The 22,083-nt window shown below is 59.2% G+C and carries 19 protein-coding genes; 12 read left to right on the top strand and 7 right to left on the bottom strand.

Translation table 11 applies throughout. The features are described 5' to 3' along the window. The first annotated feature begins 10 nt into the window (after positions 1-10). From U5A82_RS03260 to U5A82_RS03245, 4 genes are all read left to right on the top strand, one after another. Positions 11-589 carry a nuclear transport factor 2 family protein gene (locus U5A82_RS03260; protein ID WP_326288587.1) on the top strand — a complete coding sequence of 193 codons (579 nt, stop codon included), beginning with the start codon at positions 11-13 and terminating at the stop codon, positions 587-589. A 15-nt stretch (positions 590-604) separates the two neighbouring features. After that, a complete protein-coding gene (locus U5A82_RS03255) occupies positions 605-1,288 on the top strand; it encodes an LLM class flavin-dependent oxidoreductase (protein ID WP_326288586.1) in 684 nt (227 codons plus the stop codon). After that, on the top strand, positions 1,234-1,689 hold the full coding sequence (locus U5A82_RS03250; protein WP_326288584.1) for an LLM class flavin-dependent oxidoreductase: 456 nt from the start codon (positions 1,234-1,236) through the stop codon (positions 1,687-1,689). Before U5A82_RS03255 ends, U5A82_RS03250 begins: the two co-directional genes overlap by 55 nt. Positions 1,690-1,974: 285 nt before the next feature. Beyond that, positions 1,975-2,607 (top strand): TetR/AcrR family transcriptional regulator, encoded by a 633-nt coding sequence (locus tag U5A82_RS03245; RefSeq protein WP_326288582.1) that lies wholly within the window; start codon positions 1,975-1,977, stop codon positions 2,605-2,607. A gap of 84 nt (positions 2,608-2,691) precedes the next feature. On the opposite strand, the gene U5A82_RS03240 is transcribed toward U5A82_RS03245, so the two are convergent. Continuing rightward, positions 2,692-3,429 carry an enoyl-CoA hydratase/isomerase family protein gene (locus tag U5A82_RS03240; RefSeq protein ID WP_326288796.1) on the bottom strand — a complete coding sequence of 246 codons (738 nt, stop codon included), beginning with the start codon at positions 3,427-3,429 and terminating at the stop codon, positions 2,692-2,694. A gap of 471 nt (positions 3,430-3,900) precedes the next feature. Here U5A82_RS03240 and U5A82_RS03235 point away from each other — a divergent pair, with 471 nt between their 5' ends. From U5A82_RS03235 to npdG, 5 genes are all read left to right on the top strand, one after another. Beyond that, positions 3,901-5,010, top strand: coding sequence for a zinc-dependent alcohol dehydrogenase family protein (locus U5A82_RS03235; protein WP_326288581.1), 1,110 nt, complete (start codon positions 3,901-3,903; stop codon positions 5,008-5,010). Positions 5,011-5,089: 79 nt separating this feature from the next. Further along, entirely contained in the window at positions 5,090-5,692 is a 603-nt protein-coding gene (locus U5A82_RS03230) for a peroxidase-related enzyme (protein ID WP_326288580.1), read from the top strand. Between the two features lies 1 nt (position 5,693). Beyond that, complete coding sequence (locus U5A82_RS03225) at positions 5,694-6,494, top strand: crotonase/enoyl-CoA hydratase family protein (RefSeq protein ID WP_326288578.1); 801 nt, start codon at positions 5,694-5,696, stop codon at positions 6,492-6,494. Between the two features lie 65 nt (positions 6,495-6,559). Further along, entirely contained in the window at positions 6,560-8,950 is a 2,391-nt protein-coding gene (gene cofH, locus U5A82_RS03220) for a 5-amino-6-(D-ribitylamino)uracil--L-tyrosine 4-hydroxyphenyl transferase CofH (RefSeq protein WP_326288794.1), read from the top strand. A gap of 1 nt (position 8,951) precedes the next feature. Beyond that, complete coding sequence (gene npdG / locus U5A82_RS03215) at positions 8,952-9,623, top strand: NADPH-dependent F420 reductase (RefSeq protein WP_326288577.1); 672 nt, start codon at positions 8,952-8,954, stop codon at positions 9,621-9,623. A gap of 75 nt (positions 9,624-9,698) precedes the next feature. Here npdG and U5A82_RS03210 read toward each other — a convergent pair whose 3' ends face one another. From U5A82_RS03210 to U5A82_RS03180, 6 genes are all read right to left on the bottom strand, one after another. Beyond that, positions 9,699-11,156, bottom strand: a complete 1,458-nt coding sequence (locus U5A82_RS03210) for a spinster family MFS transporter (RefSeq protein WP_326288575.1) — start codon at positions 11,154-11,156, stop codon at positions 9,699-9,701. 36 nt (positions 11,157-11,192) lie between these two features. After that, the gene (locus U5A82_RS03205) at positions 11,193-12,161 is read right to left on the bottom strand and encodes a phosphotransferase family protein (RefSeq protein ID WP_326288574.1); all 969 of its coding nucleotides are present in this window, start codon (positions 12,159-12,161) and stop codon (positions 11,193-11,195) included. A 2-nt stretch (positions 12,162-12,163) separates the two neighbouring features. Next, entirely contained in the window at positions 12,164-13,246 is a 1,083-nt protein-coding gene (locus tag U5A82_RS21785) for an Rv3169 family protein (protein WP_473964816.1), read from the bottom strand. A 246-nt stretch (positions 13,247-13,492) separates the two neighbouring features. Then, positions 13,493-14,242: an IS21-like element helper ATPase IstB gene (gene istB, locus U5A82_RS03190; protein WP_442802142.1), complete on the bottom strand. Its 750-nt coding sequence runs from the start codon at positions 14,240-14,242 to the stop codon at positions 13,493-13,495. Positions 14,243-14,284: 42 nt separating this feature from the next. Continuing rightward, on the bottom strand, positions 14,285-15,838 hold the full coding sequence (gene istA / locus U5A82_RS03185; protein WP_326287824.1) for an IS21 family transposase: 1,554 nt from the start codon (positions 15,836-15,838) through the stop codon (positions 14,285-14,287). A gap of 138 nt (positions 15,839-15,976) precedes the next feature. Then, complete coding sequence (locus U5A82_RS03180; protein ID WP_326288567.1) at positions 15,977-18,292, bottom strand: TonB-dependent receptor; 2,316 nt, start codon at positions 18,290-18,292, stop codon at positions 15,977-15,979. A gap of 782 nt (positions 18,293-19,074) precedes the next feature. Between U5A82_RS03180 and U5A82_RS03175 the strand changes: the two genes are divergently transcribed. From U5A82_RS03175 to U5A82_RS03165, 3 genes are all read left to right on the top strand, one after another. After that, positions 19,075-20,199 (top strand): NAD(P) transhydrogenase subunit alpha, encoded by a 1,125-nt coding sequence (locus tag U5A82_RS03175; protein ID WP_326288566.1) that lies wholly within the window; start codon positions 19,075-19,077, stop codon positions 20,197-20,199. Between the two features lie 79 nt (positions 20,200-20,278). Continuing rightward, positions 20,279-20,563, top strand: coding sequence for an NAD(P) transhydrogenase subunit alpha part 2 (locus tag U5A82_RS03170; protein WP_326288564.1), 285 nt, complete (start codon positions 20,279-20,281; stop codon positions 20,561-20,563). Further along, positions 20,563-21,996, top strand: coding sequence for an NAD(P)(+) transhydrogenase (Re/Si-specific) subunit beta (locus tag U5A82_RS03165; protein WP_326288562.1), 1,434 nt, complete (start codon positions 20,563-20,565; stop codon positions 21,994-21,996). The genes U5A82_RS03170 and U5A82_RS03165 overlap by 1 nt, the downstream gene beginning before the upstream one ends. The last annotated feature ends 87 nt before the right edge of the window (positions 21,997-22,083 follow it).

Here is a 22,083-nt window from a genome sequence, read left to right as displayed (position 1 = left end):
GGATGCGGATATGGCCGATGAAAAGCTGATAGAAACTCTATACGACAAACAGGCCCTTGCCGACAATCTTATGCAATATTGCAGGGCAGTCGATCGCATGGATGTCGACCTCATGAAGTCGACATATTGGCCGGACGGGACAGACGATCACGGCCGGTTTCGCGGCAATGCCCATGACTGGTGTGATGAGGCCATAAGGGCAAAAACAAAGCTGATAAACAGTAACCATCATGTGTCGAATGTCTACAGCGAGTTGAGCGGCGATTTCGCCAAGCGAGAAGCCATGTTCCTGGTTGTCACGACCTATCGCGATCATAGCTCTGCCATGTTCCTAGGCGGTCGTTATCGCGACTTGTGTGAAAAGCGTGATGGCATCTGGAAAGTGTTGCATCGCGTCTGCGTTTGGGACTGGAACAGGGAAATCGAGGCCAAGCCGGGCTGGCATCTGATGAGTGCACCCGAAATCTCGAACTGGGGCCAATTCTTCCCTGATGACCCCATCTATCAGGACTGGCGTTTAAGCCCGCAAACCAGCGCGGCAGCGTCGGGTCGCGCTGAGGTGTCCGCCTGGCGTGCGGCAGCTTCGTAATTATAGGAGTAGATCATGACCGTTGAAGTTTGGGCATCCCTTGTTTCCGATGGCAGTAGCCAGGACCCGAGAGGGATTGCTGTTCGCGCGAAGCGTCTCGAAACAGATGGTTGGGATGGCGGGGTCCTTGCGGATTCGCAAACCCTCGCCGCTGAGGCCTTTACCGTTCTGACATGGTGCGCAGCGCAGACAACGACATTGAAGCTGGGAACTGGGACGAGCAATCCTGCCACCCGCCATCCTTCCGTCCTCGCAAGCGCGGCCGCTTCGCTCCAGGTTGCATCCCAAGGCCGTATGACGCTTAGTATCGGGCGTGGGGATTCCTCGTTGGCCTATATCGGCGCTCCGCCGGTCCCGCTTTCCTATTTCGAACGGGCGCTCGCAACGATACAGGCCTATCTTCGCGGCGAAGAGGTGCTGCGTGAGGATGCTGCAAGTTTCCTTGGGAGCCTGCCGACGAATTTCGACAATCTGGCGATCGCGAACGCGCCTGAAACGAGCCGGCTCAAATGGCTGCCCGAGGGCTTTGTAAAGCCAGAGTTTGAAGTGGTGGCAACAGGGCCTAAGGTCATAACGATGGCTGCCCGGCATGCCGACCGCATTGCGCTGGCCGTCGGGGGGATACAAAACGTCTCGAATGGGGCATGGCCGAAGCCAGAGCAGAATTGGAGCGGAACGGGCGCGATCCTGCTTCTGTGAAATTTGCGGCGATCGTGCCATTTTATCCGCACACCAATGTGGATTTCGCCCGTGAACTGGCACAGGGCATGGTCGCGTCGATGAGCCGCTTTTCGATCATGAACAAGAAGGTTGTGGGGCCGGTCTCCGATGAACAACGCGTAAACCTGGAACGCGTCGCAAGCTCCTACGACATGAAAAATCATGGAGCGAACGTTAGCAAACAGACCCAAGCGCTCGATCCGGAATTCATCGACAAATTCGGCCTTGTTGGTGATCCCCAGCGCTGCGTTGAACGGTTGCTCGAAATGTCCGAGCTTGGCATCGACAAGCTCATTTTGTGGACGGCGGATTCGAATGGCCGGCCAGGTGAGAGCTACAGATATGCAGTGGAGGATGTGCTCCCGAACATCAGGCGCTGATCGTTATCAGACATCGGTCGTCTAACACGTCATTTGCTATTCTGTCTAATCTGATTGAATGGAAATAACGGTCCGTGTTCGGCATTTTTCGTGTGTAGATACTATGTACGGATCGTGCCGGGCACGGAGAGCTCCTTCGGTCGGATTTGGTAGCTAGGTGTTGAAACTCCAATCCGGATGAAGGTTTTGGACATCGCCCTTCATGAAATCTGATTTTCGCTTCGGCCAGGCCTGTCATGATGTTGGCGCTTCTTTGCAGACCAGTAACGGCATCGCGTGGGACGGATGACCCCCAAGCCTCCGAGGCGATCGCAGGCCCAGCGAAGGATAGAATCCCGCAGCAGAATATTGTCAGCGGCGATGCAGCTTGTCATCGAAAACGGGTTTGATCGCTTCTCTCTTCAGGATATCGGTAGGAAAGCCGACTGCAGCCACGAGCTGGTCAATTTCTATTTTGGCAATAAGGATGGATTGCTCAACGCATTGGCAATGCACATCATCGGAACGATCTCCCACGAGCTGCAATCGCTCGATAGCGAGCCATCGGGGTTTGAAAGTTTTGCGCGACAGATCCGCTATGTTGCGGCGATTCCAGATCGCAGTGGCGCCGCATTCACAGCGTACATCAGGATAGCGGGGGAAGCTGCTTTCCGTGAACCTGTAGCGCGATTATATCGCGATCGTCGCATCCAGACGGTGGATATATTCCGCAAATCCATTCTGGCTGGCCAGGAAAGCGGAGATATCAGGCGCACTGTTAGTGCCGATCATGTGGCCGAAGTGGCATATGACTTCGTGCGCGGTAATGTCGATCGGCAACTGCTCGACAGGAATGCAGATGCCCATGTTGAGTTCGACTTCATCGTCGATAGCTTCATTGAAATCCTTCGTGGCCAGCTTGTCGTCCACCGAAACTGACAAGCCGTGCATGGGCCCATCAAATCAGCTTGCGCCCTGAGTACCCAACGGAAGCAGGCTTGATGGCTTTGGCAGCCGGAAGCTCTAACGGGCAAAAAAATGTCCGGGACGTCGTTCGGCAACGGCTCGCATCCCTTCTTTGAAATCGTCCGTCACGAATAATCGCTCCTGTTCGCTGGCTTCATGCGCCATCTGACGGCTCACCGCATCTGCCAGGCCATCTCGCAGCGTCGCGCGGGTCGCAATAACGGCAAGCGGAGCCCCCTGCGCGATTTCCTGGGCCAGGGCCATAGCGCAATCATGAAGATCGCTCGCTTCAACAAGGCTGTCTACCAGCCCGATCCGCTGGGCTTCCTTGCCGTCAATCCGCCTGCCGGTATAGAGAAGCATCGCCGCTTTCTGCTGTCCTATCAACCGGGGCAGGCTGTGGGTGAGGCCAAAGCCGGGATGTATCCCCAGTTTGACGAAATTGGCGGAGAATCGCGCTTGAGGGGTCGCAATGCGGAAGTCTGCGAGCAAAGCCAGACCCATGCCCGCACCGATCGCAGCACCCTGAATGGCAGCCACGACAGGTTTGCGCCCGGCGAACAGGCGCGACGCGGCCATATAAAATTCTCGCGCTGTATCGCCGCTACCCTCGTCGGTTGAAAAGTCGGCCCCTGCGCAGAAGGATTTTCCCCTCGACGTGAGCAGGATGCATCGAACGTCATCATTGGCATCCATGCTGGCGAAACAGTCAGCAAGGGAAGTCAGTGATGCGGCGTCGACATAATTATGCGGCGGCCGTGATAGCTCTATCGTCGCCACATGCCCGTCCAACATGAAGTTTACGTCATCAGATCTATGGGACATATTTTATCTGCCTGCGCCGCGACGGCGTCCTCTCTCATTGTCCGCTGTGGCGATGGCTGCCATGCGCGGATCCTCTCGGTTAAATCGTGGCGATCCGGATTGGCTCCGAATATCATTGATGCCTGACAAATAAGCTGCTAAAACTTGCTGACTGTCAAGTTAATAGAGTCGAGTGCGTTTGAACGCGCCGGTGACGAGAGGAGCCATCATGTACGAACCGAGCAAGAGGCCATCCCCTGGTCTTAGACGGTTGCTAGCCCGGGCAATTCACGGTTCCGCAACCGGCTGCGCGGTCGTTCATGCCGGCCCGCGCGATGAAGCGGGGGCCGTGCGTTCCGTATCCGCCACATGATATGCCGTTGGAGCAGGGGGAATCATGCGTTTTGGAAAAAAGGATGATCGCTGCAGGCTGCGTACGCGCCGGCCATCATTGTACGCATATTGTGCGCCGGACGCACTGTTCCTGCTGCCGCTTTCTGCAAGCAGCGGCCTGAACAGGGCAATTTATCACACATCCTTGTAAGGAAGAATTTGATGAGGGCGATCCGTGTCACCAAGCCTGGCCAATACGAAGATCTGGAACTGGTCGAAGAGCCTGTGCCCGAGCTTGGACGGCGCGATGTCCTGATCAAGGTACGCGCCGCTTCCCTCAACTATCGCGACACGATCATTGCCAAGGGCAGTTATCCGGGGCCCCTGGCGCATCATCTGGTGCCACTTTCAGACGGTGCTGGCGACGTGGTTGCAATCGGGTCTGACGTAGCGCGGGTGAAGGTCGGCGATCGGGTGACGGCCAATTGCGTATGCGATTGGGTGGGTGGCCCGCATATCGCCGAGTATCGGTCTAACAGTATCGGCACCACGATCGATGGCATGCTTGCGGAATATGTGCGCGTCGAAGAGCGGGCGATCGTCCATCTGCCCGACAGCCTGTCTTACATCGAGGCTGCCTCGCTTCCCTGCGCGGCCGTATCGGCCTGGTCTGCGCTCCACGTCGCAGCGCCGCTCGCGCCGGGACAGACGGTGCTGATCCAGGGTACAGGTGGCGTGTCGCTCTTTGGTCTCCAAATCGCCCGGATGTTCGGCGCTCGCGTGCTGGCGCTGACATCATCGGAGGCGAAGGCCGAGAAGCTCAGGTCAATGGGGGCCAGCGCGGTGATAAACTATCGCGATACGCCTGAATGGGAGAAGCCGATATTGGACCTGACCGACGGCAAGGGCGTCGACAAGGTCATCGAAATCGGTGGGTCGGGCACGATTAATCATTCGGTGGCATGCACCCGGGCCGGGGGCGAGATCGGGCTGGTGGGTTATGTCACAGGAACACAAGGTGGTGTCTCGCCGATCGCGATGCAGATCCGTTCAGTCAATATCAAGCCCGTCTCCGTAGGGCCGCGGCTCTCCTTTGAGGCCCTTCTCGCGGCCATGCAGGCGACCGACATGCGGCCGGTGATCGATTCCGTATTCGGCTTCTCTGATTTTCGAGCCGCCCTCCTTCATCTGGAAAGCGGAACGCATGTCGGCAAGATCGCGATCAACATGACAGACTGATCTGCCTGGGAACAAGATCGTCGACATTCACAGAAAAAGACGCGGTTCCACGACGAAGAGGAGGAGAGTGATGGAGAGGATGGACGAGGCGACGCTGGGGCCATATTACAAGGCGCCTGACCCTTATGGCTGGCTAACGCCGCGCAAGGGATGCGAGGTCGATCCTGACAGCCTGGAAGGGCTGCCGGTGCCGGAACGCCATGCTATCGCCATTCTATCCTCCTTTGAAAAGGAAGGCCGCGCACGTCAGGGCGCTTACATGCTGCCGGTTCTTTTCGACCCGGATTATGGTCGCCTCAATCTAGCCGAGCGCGAATTTATAGGAGTTGTCGTTTCGGCGGTGAACCATTGCATCACATGCCTTATCGTCCACACACATCTGCTCGGTGAGCATATCGGCGATCATGGTCGTGCGCGCCGTATCGGCATTAATTACCGACAGGTCACACTGTCCAGCCGGGAGCGGGCGATCGCTGACTTTTGCGTCAAGCTCACGAGCCATCCCGGCCATATCGAACGAGCGGACATGCAGGCGCTCCAAAATGAAGGACTGGATGACGAGACCATCTACTACGTCGTTGAACTGGCGGGACTGTTCAACATGACGAACCGGACGACGGCGGCTTACGGGATGCGGCCGGATGATGAGTTTATGCGCGCTACAGCGCCGGTGAGAGGGTAAGATGGCAGAAGTGGATGCGCCTGTCCTGGTCGAACGACAGGACAATATCCTGATCATTACGATCAATCGGCCCGATGCGCGCAATGCCGTCAACGCGGCTGTGCACGCTGGTCTTGGAAATGCGCTCAAGCTGGCAGATAGCGATCCTGACGTGCGCGTTGTGGTTCTAACCGGAGCGGGCGATAAGGCCTTTTGCGCAGGCACCGACCTTAAGGCCATGGCGCGCGGCGAGAGCAACTGGCCTGACGACCGCGAACAGAAGAGCTGGGGCTGGGCAGGCTTTGTCCGTCATCCGATCGGCAAGCCCATCATTGCGGCGGTCAACGGGTTCGCGCTTGGCGGGGGAACCGAACTTGCCTTGGCCAGCGATCTTGTGATCGCCGCGGCGCATGCGGAATTCGGCTTGCCAGAAGTCCGGCGCGGTATCTTTGCCGCCGCTGGCGGTGCCTTTCGCCTGGCGCAGCAACTGCCCCCCAAAATCGCCATGGAACTTCTGCTGACAGGGGACACGATCTCGGCGGCAAGGGCAGTGGAGCTGGGCTTGGCCAACCGCGTGGTTCCCCTGGACGAGCTGATGCCAGCCACCATGAAGATGGCGCGGGCCATAGCCGCAAATGCGCCGCTGGCGGTGCAGGCCACCAAAAGGATAGCCAAGGGCATTGTGGAGGGGAAAATTGCTTCTGACGCTGCTTTCTGGGCAGCCAACAAGCAAGAAGGCTCGATCGTAATGCGTTCAGCCGATGCGCGTGAAGGCCCGCGTGCCTTTGCCGAGAAGCGCCTGCCAATCTGGCAGGGGAAATGATCCAGCAGGCAAGAACGCCGGGGCATCCGGCGGAAACTGAGGCTGAGTACGAGAAGATCGGAAACATGAAGAATTTGGACCTTCCCTTAGGAGCCGACCTGCTTGATGAGCCGTTCGAGACATTGCTCGCAGCCGCGCGCCGTCGGCGCGACGCGGCCCATCCCCGCCTGCAAACCTATTCGCCCAAAGTGTTCATTCCGCTAACGCAATTATGTCGCAACCTATGTCACTACTGCACATTTTCGCAGCCGCCCAAGGCAGGGCAGGCGGCCTATCTCACGCGCGAGGAGGTATTGGCCATAGCCCGTGAAGGTAAGGCTGCAGGTTGTACCGAGGCCCTTTTCACATTGGGCGACAAGCCCGAATTACGGTTCAAGGCGGCGCGCGATGAATTGGAGCGGCTCGGTCACGCCAGCACCATTTCCTACCTGGTCGAGATGTGCGCGGCCGTGTCGCAAGAGGTCGGGCTTTTGCCCCACGTCAATGCCGGCGTCATGAACCGGGAGGAGATGCTCGCATTGCGCGGGGTGTCAGTCAGTCAGGGCCTCATGCTCGAGACGGTTTCCGAGCGTCTCTGCGCCAAAGGCGGGGCGCATTATCGCTCGCCCGACAAGCATCCTGCCGCACGGATCGAAACCATCCGTATGGCAGGGGAGCTGCAAGTCCCCTTCACCAGTGGCATTCTGATCGGCATTGGCGAGACCAGGGCAGAGCGTATCGAGGCGCTTGAAACGCTGCGGGATCTGCATCTGGCCTATGGTCATATCCAGGAAGTCATTGTCCAGAATTTCCGCGCCAAGCCAAAAACCGTGATGGCGCATGCGCCTGAGCCCGATATGGAGGATCTGCTCTGGACTATTGCGGCCGCGCGAATGATCATGCCGCCCAACGTCTCGATCCAGGCTCCTCCCAATTTGTCAGCCGCAGATTTCCCCCGTCTGATCTTGGCGGGGATAAATGACTGGGGTGGTGTCTCGCCCGTCACGCCCGACCATGTGAACCCAGAAGCCCCCTGGCCCGAAATCGAACGGCTTGCGGCCGCCACTGCCGCGCATGAGCGCATCCTGGTTCCGCGATTGCCGGCATATCCAGCTTGGGGACTGCTGGGCCTTGATCGGTGGCAGGCTCCCAAGATGGCCGCGCTCGTGCGCGCATCGGCTGATGCCTCCGGATGGGGGCGGGCCGATTGCTGGTCTCCGGGCATGACGGTCGATCCGCACAGGACTGTGCCTCGTCTTAAAATCGTCTCACCGGCAATAGAGAAGATTATCGGTCGCGCCATCGCAAGAGAGGCGTTGAGTGAGAGGGAGGTCGTATCGCTACTCGAGACGCGCGACATCGACATGGACTATGTATGTCGATCCGCCGATCTGCTGCGTCGCGAAACATGCGGCGATACCGTCGCTTTCGTGGTCAACCGCAACATCAATTATACCAACATCTGCAATTACAAATGCGGCTTTTGTGCTTTTTCAAAAGGTGACAAGTCAGAAGCGTTGCGCGGCAAGGCCTATGACCTGGATCTAAACGAGGTGGTGCGCCGCGCGCGCGAAGCCTGGGAGCGCGGTGCCACCGAGGTCTGTTTACAGGGGGGTATTCACCCCCATTATACAGGTGACACCTATCTCTCGCTTGCGCGCAGTGTGCGCGATGCGGTGCCCGGCATTCACATTCACGCCTTTTCTCCCCTGGAAGTGACGCAAGGGGCCGCCACCCTTGGTCTGTCGATCGACGCATATTTGAAGATGTTGAAGGAGGCAGGGCTCAATACCTTGCCTGGCACGGCTGCTGAAATTCTCGACGATGAGGTCCGCGCCGTAATCTGTCCCGACAAACTCAGCACGCGTGAATGGCTTGATGTCGCCGAAGCGTCGCATCGAGCGGGGTTTAGGACCACGGCAACCATAATGTTTGGGCATGTGGAGACGCTGGAACATCAGGCGCGCCATCTGATCGCGATCCGCGATCTTCAATCCCGCACCGGAGGCTTCACCGAGTTCGTGCCGTTGCCCTTCGTCCATATGGAAGCGCCAATGGCGCTCAAGGGACTGGCGAGACGAGGCCCGACTTTTCGAGAGGTGCTTTTGATGCACGCTGTTGCACGGTTGGTGCTGCATGGCCGCATCGCCAATATCCAGACTAGCTGGGTCAAGTTGGGCCGGGTCGGGGTCGCTGCTTGCCTTGCAGCGGGCGCGAATGACATCGGCGGAACGTTGATGAACGAGAGCATCTCGCGTGCTGCTGGGACCCGGCATGGGCAGGAGCTCGCGCCCCGCGAAATGAAAGCGCTCATCGCCTCTGCGGGCAGGAAAGCGCGACAGCGCGACACGCTCTATGGAGAGGTCAGCGATGCCGTGCAGCAGCGCGGCGAAGACGCAGCAGCGCTCGAGCCCATCGTTCTGACGGCCCCGGTCAAACGCAAGGTAAACACAATGATGCAATTGGAGAGACTGTAAAGTGACGCAGGAAAGCAGAAAAACCATCGCCATTCTGGGTGGCACGGGCGCTGAGGGCGGCGGACTGGCGCTGCGCTGGGCGCATCAGGGCTATCATGTCGTCATTGGTGGCCGGTCCGCGGAACGCGCCTCTGCCGCGGCGGACGACATCAATGCACGGTTGGGAACCGATCTGGCACGAGGCATGGCCAATGCCGATGCAGCAGCGGCGGCCGACATTGTCGTTCTGGCAGTTCCCTATGCAGCGCAGAAATCAACCGTCGAGGATGTTCGTGCTGCTTTGGGCGGCAAGATTCTCATTGACGTGACGGTGCCGCTTGTGCCGCCAAAGGTCAGCATGGTGCAGTTGCCGGAAGGCGGATCGGCCGTCGGGGCGATCCAGCGGCTGCTTGGTGACGAAGTGCGCGTCGTTTCGGCATTCCAGAATATCTCTGCGCATCATCTCACGCACCTGGACGCAGAGCTCGATTGCGACGTTCTGGTCTGCGCGAACGATGCGGGCGCGGCCGACGAGGTTGTTGGGCTCGCCCAGGCCATCGGATTGCGCGCATGGAACGCCGGTGTGCTGGCGAACTCGGTTGTCGCTGAAGCTCTGACCTCGGTGCTGATAGCGCTCAACCGCCGCTACAAGGTTCCGGCTGCTGGCATAAGGATCACAGGCGTTCCGGTGTAATCATGGCCAGCACGTGAAGTTGAATGAGGCGGCGCGCCAATCGGGCCTGTCCGCCTCATTCAACCCGTCTACGGGTCATGCAGCTTTGCTTTTGCCACTTTCCCAAAGGCGCCAGCCGGCGTAAAGATAATGGATCGCGGCCCAAAGCATGATGATGGATGTAGCAACCAGCGCGTCGCTCGTGGCCGACGAGAGCGAACTGGAGCAGGCTTGGACCAACGCCTCCCCGCTGCCGGGTGGCGCACGACCGCCCGGACAGCTTGCTACGAAGCTTCCGTGGAGTTGGGAGGAGAAATAGCCCGCCGCCCGAAAGTCTATGATGAAGCCCGTTAAGAGCGGTCCCATGCCTCCCACCAGTCCGATGATCATGAAAACCAGGGCGGACGCTGTCGCCCGCATTCTGGGTGCGACCATCTCATGGACGAGACCGAATGTCGGCCCGACATACAGCATTTTCAGAACGGCCGCTGGCGCGATAAACGCTGCGGCCATGAGAACCGTTGGCTGTTGGAAACCTATGATGAACAGTGGGGCGGCAATGAGCATCCCAGCTGCCGGAACCAAACCGAACCTGGCCATGCCGAGCCATCGGAGCCGGTCGCAAATCATGCCGCCCATGATGCTGCCCAGTGCCCCCGATACGCCCATCGTCACGCCGTACATGAGACCGGCATCGCCAAAGCCAAGCCCATAGCGTCGAATGAAATAGGGCGCTGAAAATTGCGCGAACGAGAAACTTGCAATCAGCACCAACGCAGCAGCAATGACGATATGGCGTGATTGCGGCGTCCCCAGAACGATCCGGCAAACAGATAGGAGGCTCGGCACGGCTTCAGCGGAATTGTCGATATCGTTTGAAGAACCGCGAAAGGGATCGCGAAACAGAATGAAGCAGATCAGCGCGAGCACGATGCCTGCCGCGCCTAGGATCCAGAAAGCTTCGCGCCAACCAAGATGCTCGACGATCTGACCTCCTGCAACCGCACCTACGACGCCCCCGACGCTGATAAAGCTCATGAGAATGGCAATAGCTGTGGTCCTGCGTTCGCTGCCAAAATAATCCGCCACAAGCGATTGCGCAGTAGGTGAGCAGCCCGCTTCTCCGATGCCGACACCCGCCCGGGCCATGAAAAGATGGGTGAAGTTGCGCGCCGCTCCACAAAGCGCTGTCATCACAGACCAAAAAAGCAGGCATGCGGTCAGTAGCCGCCATCGATCGACGCGCTCGGCTATGCGGGCAATCGGTATGGCCATAATACTGTAAAGCACAGTAAAGGCGAGGCCACCAAGCCAACCCAATTGGGTATCGGTAAGGTTTAGGCTCACCTTTACCGCCTCTCCGGCGACGGACATGATCACCCGGTCCGCCTGGCTCAGCATGGTGATCAGGCACAGTACTCCCAGGATCAAGGCGTTGCTATGCTTACGGGTGACCGCCTCATGCGGTTCGCCCATGCCTCTCTCGCGACGGCTATGTCTCGATGCTACTTCACCCATGAGCCTGATTTCCGTTTCTGCTGTGATGGTGCGCATGGGTCGGGCCGGCATCGCTAGAGGGCACGGTCCCTGTCATGCGGTCAAAACCTTGAGATGCTGCCGGTAGGCGTCAGTCTGATTGCCCCGCATGCCCGCCAGCTGGCTTCCGGACGCTGCGCGCAGCATGAACAGAACGTCCCAGAATGCCAGATCGTAACGCTGAGAGGTGCGTTCCTCATATAGATCCAGGAATCGCTCTCGCTCGCGTGCTTGAACGAGGCTGCTGGAATGGAAGAATTTCACCAGAGACCCGCAGTAAAATGCAAGATCCCAGGCCGGATCGGTCAATTTCGCTAGTTCCCAGTCAAGAACGGCGACGACCGAACTGCCACAGAACCTGTAATTGGAGATATTCGGATCACCATGCACAAGTGTGACACGCGATTGCGGTGGCAGACGCTCCTGAAGCCAGGCTATCGCTCGCCTTATAAGTGGATCGTCGCCCACCCCACGTCCCTCCACAATCTGGATCATATGGCGCAGCGCATCCTGCGCGCAGCTTTGTGCAGTGGGAATGGCAAGAATCCGGCCGATACCGTGCGCTTCCCAGTCCAGTTGATGGATCGAGGCGAGCGTGTCGACATAGGATTGCAGTTTTGCGTCGCGCGCCGGATCGTCAAGCGGGAAGAAGCGTGGCCCTGTTTCGCCGCCCACACAGGCCATCGCCAGAAAGGGCTCACCCAGAAGCGCGGAATCGCGTTCCAGCCATAACGGTTCGGGCGCGGGGATCGGCGTGGGCGCTAGGGCTTTAAGCAAGGCGAATTCATCAGCAAGCTGCATGTCGAAGGGGGACGCCACGCCGTCCTTTGAAGAGCGTCGCAACACAAAGGCAAAGGGGGCGCCCTCCACCCGGCAATCGACGCGCCAGGTTTCATTGGAATAGCCGCCGGCGAGCTTGTGAACGCCCGTTACGATCGCGGAAGGTCCAAGACGGCTCGCTAGCCAGGCGGGTAGCTGGCTTAGGAGAACCGGCGCTAGATCGATGGCGGCGGGCGGACTCACCCTTAGTGCCGCCGCGCGAAGAGGGCGGTTATGATCACGCCATAGCCTATATTGCCGTCATGCGTGAACCGCGCCAGCATTGGCCCGTTCATATAGCCATGTTCCCGACGGAATGCGGGATCGGACATATCGAAACTCTCTCCCTCGACATGAAGGTCGAGCCGCTTGCGACCATAATAGCCCTTGAAATAGCCATTTCCTTCGGGCGATCTTTGAAGGAGTGGGGTGGCCTCGAGCTCGATTGGCCTGCCTGCCTGATCAAGGAGCGTCAGTGCGACCGAGACTGCCTCGCCACTCTCGCTCTTGCGGACGAGTGGCTGCTCCCAGTTCCAAAAGATCGTGTCGATCTTCTCGCTGCTTGTCGACAGGATCGCGCCGTCGGCGATGAGCAGTTCGCCATGGACGCCCGTCCAGAACCAGCCGTGCAGCGTGTAATCAGCAAATTCAGCTGAAATCCACGCACGACGCGTTTTGTCTTCAGCTGGCGCCCCCCTTGTTTCTTCGCCAACAGGTGCGTGGGTCTTCGGGTCGATCACCTGGTTCGGGAAGGCGCCGCGCACACCCCAGGACCTGTCGCGTGACCCAATCAGGCCGGCATCGAACCGCTTGCCGCCAATATTCACCCATCCCTCATAGGTTCCGCTTTGCATGACATGCATCTGATGATGGTCGACCATATTATCGCGCCGGATGAATACCGGTCTAAACTCGAAAGCCGGCGTGCGGGAGGTGAATGTCACGTCGCAATGTACGCCATAGGCGTTCTCGTCGGTCCAGATCCGCCAGACCCGCATAGGCTCGATCACCTCGATATGCAGCGGCCCCACGTTCAGATTGCCGCGATCATGACGCAGTGGGCGCGCGACGCGAAGATTATATTGTTGATCGCCATGGACCCCGCAGACCCAAGCGTCGATCATGTCGCGATTGGGGAAGACGCCGAATCCTATCTGGAACAGAAATTCCGAACCTGCCGCGTGGATATTGAATAAGCCGCGATCCTGAAATCGCGGATCGCCTGTGGCGACGTGATCGAGCGTGTCGATAGTCTGGTGGATCAGATAATCGTCAAGCGGTGTAAGCATGGAACATCACCTATGTGCATTGACGGGAGCGTCAGATTCAAAGCCCCCTAGTTGGCTGCATCGCCACCGAAGCGATAAGTTGCGCGCAGCATGATTTGCCTGCCCCGGCTGACATAGGCCTGCGTATCGGATAGTGTCCCTGCCATGCGTATTTCGCAAAAGCCGGACAGCTGCTTCGTTAAATCCCGGACAAGCGCTTCAGTAAATCCGGGACAGCTGGTGTAGGCAGTGGATGCCTGGTTGCTGTCATGGTTGAGTGATTTCGATATTTGCGTCCTGGGTCAAGCCATGCGGAGCTTTTTGTCGCCGCATGCTGTCACCTTTTAGCGTGATGCGATGGGCATTGTGGACGATGCGGTCGAGGATAGCATCGGCGATCGTGGGCTCGCCGATCATTTCGTGCCAGGCCGCCACCGGGAGCTGGGCGGTGATGAGTGTGGATCTACGGCGATACCGTTCCTCGAAGATTTCGAGTAGATCAAGGCGTTGCTGATCGTTGAGGCTATGGGTACCCCAGTCGTCCAGAATGAGCAGCTGAACGCGGGCAAGCTTGTCAACGACGCGTGGGAAGCGACCGTCGAGGCGCGCAAGAGCAAGATCCTCGAAGAGTCGCGGCATGCGCAGATATAAGACGGAGTGATCCTGGCGCGCTGCCTGTCGCCCGACCGCACATCCCAGCCACGTTTTTCCCGTGCCGGTTTGGCCGGTGATAATGAGATTCTCATTTGCCTTGAGCCAGGCGCCCTGTGCGAGAGAGAGGATATTGCGGCGATCCAGTCCGCGGTGCGCCCCGAAGTCGATATTTTCGACACAGGCGTCGACAAAGCGCAGTTTCGCGCTGGCAAGACGATTGGTCAGCCGTCGATCGGCGCGAGTGGCGATCTCGCGGTCAAGCATGAGCCCGAGCCATTCGTCTCGGGTCAGATCGCCAGCGGTGTCCTGCTCGGCAATGTCGCGCCATGCGGCCGCCATGCCTGCTAGCCCCAGGCTATGCATTTGATCAAGGGTAGGATGCGTCAGCACAAGATCGTCCTTTCTTCATTGATAATAGGACCCACCACGGATGTTGCCGTGCGCCGGTGTCGGTTTGAGTGGCCCCGTTGCCGGCTGGATCTTGTCGAGCCCGGCCTTGAGGATGGCGTTGACGGATGAGTAGGTGACAGCGCCGATCACCAGCGCCCGATCGCAGGCGGCTTCAAGCCGATTGCGTTCGTAGCGCCGGGCCAACGAGAGGATGCCCATGGCGGAGCGATAGCCCTGCTCGGGATGCGGCTTGTCGACCATCAGCCTTTCCACGAACGTCGCTGTGTTAGGACCCGTTTTCCTGGCGCGCTCGATCAGGCTCGCTGGCGATATATTCGCGTAGCGCTGATGCGCTTTGGGCATGTGCTCATTCACGGTAACGTGCCCACGGCGCTGCGATGTCCGCATATGGCTGGCGACCCGCGCATGATCGTAGAAGATCTCGACTACTCGATGCGTCAGGCGGATATCGACCTGCCGACCGATCAGTCCGTGCGGCACGGAGTAAAAGGTCTTGTCGACCTCGACATGATAATCAGGATGGACCTTGGCGCGTTTCCACTCGGCATATTCGAACACCGACGTAGGTAACGCTGCCAATGCCGTCCGTTCGATCTCGTCAAAGATTGCGCGACGGGATTTGCCGACATGGCGCATGGGCCGATCATTGAGATCAACCAGCAAGTCTGCGATCGCGGCATTGAGATCCGCCAGACTGAAGAAGCGCCGATTGCGCAGCCGCGCCAGGATCCAGCGCTCCACGATCAACACTGCGCCCTCGACCTTTCCTTTGTCGCGCGGCCGCCGGCTCCGGGTAGGCAGGATCGTCGTATCGTAATGCTCGGCCATCGCCGCAAAGGTCGCGCTGAGCGTGGGCTCGAACCATAGCGCTTTGGCAACGCCCGCTTTCAGATTGTCGCACACGATCGCGCGCGGAACGCCGCCAACAAAGGCCAATGCCCGGCACTGCGCGTCGATCCAGTCCGGCAACTGCTGGCTCAAGCTAGCCATTGCGAAGGTGAAGGATGAAGCACCCAGCACCGCTACGAAGATCTGTGCCTGGGTGATGACGCCGGTCACAGGATCGATCAGCGGCACAGTCTGCCCAGCATAATCGGTTTGCAGGACAGCTCCAGCCTCATGCCGATTGCGAAAGCTGACATGGGTCCGCCGCTGGAAGGACAGGAACCGATCGCAAAACCAAGTATAGCCATAGCCGTTGGGATGGGCAGCCCGATATTCCTGCCACAGCAAAACCAGCGTCACGCCCTTGCGCTTGATCTCCCGCGCAACCACTGGCCAGTCCGGCTCGCCCAGATCCTGAGGAGGGCGGCCGACACGGCGGAACACCAACCGTTCGATCGCTGTGTCATCGTCGTAGCCGGCCGGCAACGGCCAGCCTGTCAGCCCAGCCTCGCGCGCCCGCAGTAAATAGGTCGACACCGTCGTCTTGCTAAGCTTCAGCCGCTCTGACACGGCCCGTACCGACAAACCCTGATCGTAGGTCAGCCGGAGGATCGATCGCATGTCCTTCACGTCGGTTCGTCTCGTCTGCTTCCGCCTTGGCATCACCCCTCCCATCGCAACGATGAGGAGCAACAATGCCAGAGCGGCGCATCACAAAACCTAACCTTGATCCTGTCCCAAACCCTGTCCGGGATTTAGCGGAATCACTGTCCCGTATTTACCGAAATGCCTGTCCGCGATTTAGTGAAATAACTGTCCGGGATTTTCCGAAACACGCATCCCTGCCAGTCCGCCCGGTGCGGTGCCGGTTCCCACTACGCCTGAGCTACGCAGGAAGGTATATTGATTTGTGAGGTTCTTGCCCAAGGCAGCGAATTCCCACCGCCGCGAGCTGTCCCTGAAACTCATGGTCGCATCGAGGAGGGCATAGCCCCGCTGCAGGCCGCCGGGGTTTCCGGTCGGATCGGTATCGAAGGAGCTTAGATAGGATATGTTGGAGGTAATTGCGATCTGCTGACCATGGGCAAGATCGAGATTGTAGGAGAAGCCGCCATTGATGGACCATTTGGGCGAGCGGGATAGCCGCTGGCCTGACCTGTCCTGGAGCGAGAAGTTGCCATTGGCACCGCGGTTGCCGAAATTGCAGCCCTGGGCCTGGGTCTGGCCGCGATAGCACGCGACGATATATTCGTCGAACACGCCATCGGCATAGGCCAGCGCACCATTGAGTGACAATCCATCAATCGGCGTGCGATAGTCGGCCGTAAACTCCAGGCCGTCGGTCGATACCCGACCTGCGTTCTGGGTGCTTAGGATGGCGCCGACATTGGTGGATATCTGCAAGCCCTTAAGGTCATAGCTATAGGCTGTGAGATCCACGCGCAGCCGGCGGTCAAACAGCAGCGCCTTGACGCCCCCTTCGAACCCTGAAACCGTCTGTTGACCATAACGCACGTCACTATTGGCGATCCGGACCCCAGGGGCATCGAACCCGCCGGAGAGGAAGCCCTCCTTATAGGAACCGAATATTGTGAGGGACTGCGATGGACGGTAGGCAATGGTCGCCTCCGGGGAGAAGTTCTTCCACGTAGCGCGCGTGACGGCCAATGACTGATCGACCGGTGGAAATCCGCTTCGCACCTGACTTAGGCGTTTACGCTCATAGGAGTAACGTCCACCACCACTCACTTCGAGGCCTTCGAACGGCGTCAAAATGAGTTGGCCGAAGCCCGAATAGGCCTTGCCCTTCTGTATCAGGTCCCATGAAGATCCTGGTGCAAGCGCTACCGCGCCGGTATAGGTCTGGGTCAGGCTATGAATGTCGCTGTCGGACAAATGCGTGCCGATAACGAAATTCAGAAATGAGTCGAAGCTGCTCTGGAGGCGTATTTCCTGCGAGTGTTCCAGGAAGTCGAGCTCGATCGTTGCAGGCCTTACTCCCGCCGGGTTGGCGGTCGCGGCGGTATTGTCGTTCATCCGGGATGTCAGATCGTAAATGCCGGTGATTGAAGACAGTTTCAACTGATCGCTTAGGTCCCATGACAAATTGAGGCTGTACAGTCGCTGCTTCTGTCTGAGAAAAGGATCACCATCGCCGAAACGGGAATTGACCCGATTGGCAAACGGCCCAGGCGCTGCAAAATAGGTCTTGTCATCGGCCTTGCAGGCAATGGGATCGCCAAGTTGCGGTCTTCCCGTCGGACAGTCGACAAGCTGGCTATTATCAAGCGGACCGTTGGTGCGTAGCGACGAGTAGTTTACGCGCAAAACGGCCGTGATTGTGGAGCTTGGCTCATATTTGACCGTACCGCGCGCGGCGAACTCCTTCGCTTTGCCGACATCTCGGTTGGAAGGCGCATAAATATTGGACGGGTCGATGAGATTGTCAGCAAAGCCCTTGAGCCGTGACCCGTAGACAGCAACTCTTGCACCAAGCTCCGGGGTAATGGGGCCGGAAACGAAGCCTTCAGCGGTCACTTCCGAACCATAGGGTTCAAAGCCCGCGCTCATGCGCGATTGAAAAGACTGTGTCGGCTCTGCGCCATTGATCGATATGACGCCAGCAGGACTGTTCTTTCCGAAGAAAAGCGCCTGCGGCCCCTTGAGAACCTCGACCTGCGCCAGATCCATCATCGCAAGCCGACGTACGACCGAGCGCGACACCTGGACGCCATCGATATTGAAGGAGACGGCCTGATCTGCGGTGGGATTGCTTTCCGAACCAGAGATGCCGCGGATGGCTACGATCCCCTGCTGCGATCCCCCGCCTTCTCCAGACAGGAGATTAGGCGCAAGCTTGCCAAGTGCATCGATTGAATTGATTCCCAGCTGCGTAAGCCGCTCTCCGCTGACGGCGGTCATGACCACAGGGACTGACAAAGAGGTCTCGGCGCGCTTACGGGCTGTGACGATGATGTCGTTGGTTAAGCTATCGACTTTGGGGCCGACGGGCGGTTGCTGTTCCGGTGCGTCTTCCTGAGCATGGGCAGGTGTCGCAACCCACGCAAGAGCCGTGCATAACGCAATCAGACACGCGCCGTCATGGACGTTTCTCATATCCTCTCCCTCGTCGTGCGCCTCTTCTGAAGGTCGCATCTGGCTTGCTGCCGATTCGCAGGCGGGTTATTGCTTGCATCATGTTTAGTAATCGTCAAGTTTATTACTTGATATGTAACAAGCAATAAGCAAGGTCCGCCATGCGGTCCACGACAGGTCGATGGTCAGGCGTTCCGGAAAATCGGTCAAATTTTTGCCCCGGATCATGCCGCCGGACCAATCCTTCAGGTGGCCAGAGCGCAAAATGCAGTATGAGAACTGGTAGCTGCTCTAGAATGCCCAGACAGGAGCGCCATACAAAGACTCTGCCGCAAAGTCGGCTTGATCGTACGAGGGAAGGCCGGGTTTCGTGACGTGGCACGACTTATTACTCAGGAAATCAATATCTTGTGGCGCCTTCCGGGCTAACGTGCGCAGTCGCCTGACATGGATACGCAACGGTCGATCGTGGGTGGATCATCCATGTATCTCGCCAGTTGCCTGCGCAGGCATAATATTACTTGATGATTATCAAGTAATGTGCAATCAGGCAGCCAGAGGAGGATGGCTGACTGCTTGGGTGCGCATATATGGGACCCAAGCCGGCGGAGTTGTCCACCTGCAACCAAGGCGGGGCAGGGCAGCTTTCCAGTCGAAGAGAAGCTCTGCGAAAATTTGATACGGGTTGGAGTCCCTGGGCGTCCGACATCGTCATGCGGAATTTACCGCTCCACAATGTGTTGGGGCAGAGGGCCGATCGACGATTGCCGTCGAGAGTTGCCGCTATATCGACAGGAACGGCATTGAAAATAGCAATCATCAAAGAGCGAGCGATCGGCGAGAGGCGTGTTTCTGCCACTCCAGAAACAGTGAAGAAATTTCGCGACCTGGGGGCTGAAGTGGCGATCGAGTGCGGAGCCGGCGAGACGGCCATGCTTGGCGATGCCGATTTCGCCGCAGCGGGCGCGGTCGTCGCCGACCTCATATCGGTCCTTGAAGGGGCTGACATCATATTGGCAGTGCAGGCACCAGATCCCGTCACTCTTACGGGGATAAAAGAGGGTGCCTGGATTGTTGCAGGGTTTAATCCATTTGCCGATCGTGCGCGAGTTGAGTCCTACGCTAAGGCTGGGTACGAAGCGCTGGCAATGGATTGGATGCCGCGCATTACACGTGCGCAGTCGATGGATATCCTGTCTTCGCAGTCGAATCTGTCGGGCTACAAGGCCGTGCTGGACGCCGGGTCCGAATATGGCCGCGCCTTTCCGATGATGATGACGGCAGCTGGCACGGTGTCTGCTGCACGTGTCTTCATCATGGGCGTGGGTGTAGCGGGGCTGCAGGCGATCGCCACTGCCCGTAGGTTGGGCGCACAGGTCAGTGCGACCGATGTGCGCGCCGCGACCAGGGAGCAGATCGAATCGCTGGGCGCCAAGGGTGTCTTTGTAGAGACCGCCGCCGGGATCGAGGGCGAAGGCACTGGCGGCTACGCCACCGAAATGTCTGACGAATACAAGGTGGCGCAGGCCGAACTGGTCTCCTCGCACATCGCCAAGCAGGACATCGTGATCACCACCGCGCTGATTCCGGGGCGGCCTGCCCCGCGTCTGATCACCGACGCGCAGATCGCGACGATGAAGCCGGGCAGCGTGATCGTCGACCTGGCGGTCGAGCAGGGCGGCAATGTCGAGGGCGCGGTGGCGGGCGAAGTGGTCGTGCGCCACGGCGTCAAGATCGTCGGCCATCGCAACGTGCCCTCGCGTCTGGCGACCGACACTTCGGCCCTCTTCTCGCGCAACCTCTATAATTTCCTGTCCGCCTTCTGGGACAAGGACAAGGGCGCGCCCGTGCTGGACGAGGAAATCGGCAACGCCATCCGGCTGACGCAGGGTGGCAGAATCGTGAACGAGCGATTGCTGGCAAGCTGACAATATAGCGGCGGCTTGATCCGCCACGGCTCTCGCGCCCAGTTTTCAAATGGGTCGGGAGGATAGGGGAGTAGAAACGATGGACTTCATTGCCATCCTGTCGATTTTCGTCATGGCCTGTTTCGTGGGCTATTATGTCGTGTGGTCGGTGACGCCCGCGCTGCACACGCCGCTGATGGCGGTCACCAACGCCATTTCATCGGTCATCATCGTCGGCGCGCTGGTCGCGTCGGCCGAGGCGGGAAGCGCGCTCGCCAAATATCTGGGCCTGCTCGCGGTCGTGCTGGCGTCGGTCAACATCTTCGGCGGCTTTGCTGTGACCGAGCGGATGCTGGCGATGTACAAGAAGAAGGAGCGCAAGTGATGCACGAGGTCGCTCAGATCCCCTGGGGGGTCGGCCTGGCCTATCTGGTCGCCGGCGTCTTCTTCATCCTGGCGCTGCGCGGGCTGTCCAGCCCGGCGTCGAGCCGCACCGGCAACCGCTTCGGCATGGCGGGCATGGCGATCGCCATCGCCACCACCCTGTTCACCCATGACGTGCTGAACCTGCCCGAGATCATCGGCGCGATCATCGTGGGTGGCGGCATCGGCTTCATCACCGCGCGGCGGATAGCGATGACCGACATGCCGCAACTGGTCGCAGCCTTCCACAGCCTCGTCGGCCTGGCCGCCGTGCTGGTGGGCGCGGCCGCCTATCTCAACCCCGGCGCCTTCGGCATCGCGGACCTCGTCACCAACGAGATCCACAATGCCAGTCGCATCGAACTGGGGCTGGGCGTGGCGATCGGCGCGATCACATTCTCCGGCTCGGTCATCGCCTTCCTCAAGCTCAACGGCAACATGTCGGGCAAGCCGATCATGCTGCCAGGGCGCCATGTCATCAACCTGGGCACGCTGATCGCGATCCTGGGCCTGATCGGCTGGTTCTATGCCATGCCCGCGCCGACCCAGATGCCCTGGCTGTTCTGGACCGTCATCAGCCTGAGCTTCGCCATCGGCTTCCTGCTGATTATCCCGATCGGTGGGGCGGACATGCCGGTCGTGGTGTCGATGCTGAACAGTTATTCGGGGTGGGCCGCCGCCGCGATGGGCTTCACCCTGGGCAACAGCGCGATGATCATCACCGGCGCGCTGGTGGGGTCGTCGGGCGCGATCCTGTCCTACATCATGTGCAAGGCGATGAACCGTGGCTTCCTGAGCGTCATCGCGGGTGGCTTCGGCGCGGAAAGCGGCCCTGCGGGCGCTGGCGGTCCGGTGATCGACCGCGCCTACAAGCGGGGCAGCGCGGAAGACGCGGCGTTCCTGATGAAGCAGGCCGAAAGCGTCATCATCGTGCCGGGTTACGGCATGGCGGTCAGCCAGGCGCAGCATGCGCTGCGCGAGATGGGCGACATCCTCAAGAAGGAAGGGGTGAAGGTGAAATATGCGATCCACCCCGTCGCGGGCCGCATGCCGGGGCATATGAACGTGCTGCTGGCCGAAGCCAACGTCCCCTATGACGAGGTGTTCGAGCTGGAGGACATTAACGGCGAATTCGGCCAGGCCGACGTCGCCTTCGTCATCGGCGCTAACGACGTCACCAACCCGGCGGCCAAGACCGACAAGGCCTCGCCGATCTACGGCATGCCGATCCTGGACGTGGCGAATGCCAAGTCGGTGCTCTTCGTCAAGCGCTCCATGGGCGGGGCGGGCTATGCCGGCGTCGACAACGAGGTCTTCTACATGGACAACACCATGATGCTGCTTGCAGACGCAAAGAAGATGGTCGAGGAAATCGTCAAGGGACTCGCCCATTGAGCGGGGTGGCGTTATATTGAGGGCGGATGGTTCGGCGGCATCAGCGCCCTGAGCCGCGCTCCCATTTTAAAACCCGATTTGGACCAA

The organism is Sphingobium sp. CR2-8, assembly GCF_035818615.1.
GTDB lineage: Bacteria > Pseudomonadota > Alphaproteobacteria > Sphingomonadales > Sphingomonadaceae > Sphingobium.
The sequence above is the reverse complement of the archived record's forward strand: the minus strand, read 5'-3'. Positions and strand labels throughout refer to the sequence as shown.

Excerpts from the sequence above, each read along its gene's own strand:
- U5A82_RS03260 (WP_326288587.1), top strand. The coding sequence starts at position 11 with ATGGCCGATGAAAAGCTGATAGAAACTCTATACGACAAACAGGCCCTT.
- U5A82_RS03255 (WP_326288586.1), top strand. The coding sequence starts at position 605 with ATGACCGTTGAAGTTTGGGCATCCCTTGTTTCCGATGGCAGTAGCCAG.
- U5A82_RS03250 (WP_326288584.1), top strand. The coding sequence starts at position 1,234 with ATGGCCGAAGCCAGAGCAGAATTGGAGCGGAACGGGCGCGATCCTGCT.
- U5A82_RS03245 (WP_326288582.1), top strand. The coding sequence starts at position 1,975 with ATGACCCCCAAGCCTCCGAGGCGATCGCAGGCCCAGCGAAGGATAGAA.
- U5A82_RS03240 (WP_326288796.1), bottom strand. The coding sequence starts at position 3,429 with ATGTTGGACGGGCATGTGGCGACGATAGAGCTATCACGGCCGCCGCAT.
- U5A82_RS03230 (WP_326288580.1), top strand. The coding sequence starts at position 5,090 with ATGGACGAGGCGACGCTGGGGCCATATTACAAGGCGCCTGACCCTTAT.
- U5A82_RS03225 (WP_326288578.1), top strand. The coding sequence starts at position 5,694 with ATGGCAGAAGTGGATGCGCCTGTCCTGGTCGAACGACAGGACAATATC.
- cofH (WP_326288794.1), top strand. The coding sequence starts at position 6,560 with ATGAAGAATTTGGACCTTCCCTTAGGAGCCGACCTGCTTGATGAGCCG.
- U5A82_RS03210 (WP_326288575.1), bottom strand. The coding sequence starts at position 11,156 with ATGCGCACCATCACAGCAGAAACGGAAATCAGGCTCATGGGTGAAGTA.
- U5A82_RS21785 (WP_473964816.1), bottom strand. The coding sequence starts at position 13,246 with ATGCTTACACCGCTTGACGATTATCTGATCCACCAGACTATCGACACG.
- istB (WP_442802142.1), bottom strand. The coding sequence starts at position 14,242 with ATGCATAGCCTGGGGCTAGCAGGCATGGCGGCCGCATGGCGCGACATT.
- istA (WP_326287824.1), bottom strand. The coding sequence starts at position 15,838 with ATGCCAAGGCGGAAGCAGACGAGACGAACCGACGTGAAGGACATGCGA.
- U5A82_RS03180 (WP_326288567.1), bottom strand. The coding sequence starts at position 18,292 with ATGAGAAACGTCCATGACGGCGCGTGTCTGATTGCGTTATGCACGGCT.
- U5A82_RS03170 (WP_326288564.1), top strand. The coding sequence starts at position 20,279 with ATGGACTTCATTGCCATCCTGTCGATTTTCGTCATGGCCTGTTTCGTG.
- U5A82_RS03165 (WP_326288562.1), top strand. The coding sequence starts at position 20,563 with ATGCACGAGGTCGCTCAGATCCCCTGGGGGGTCGGCCTGGCCTATCTG.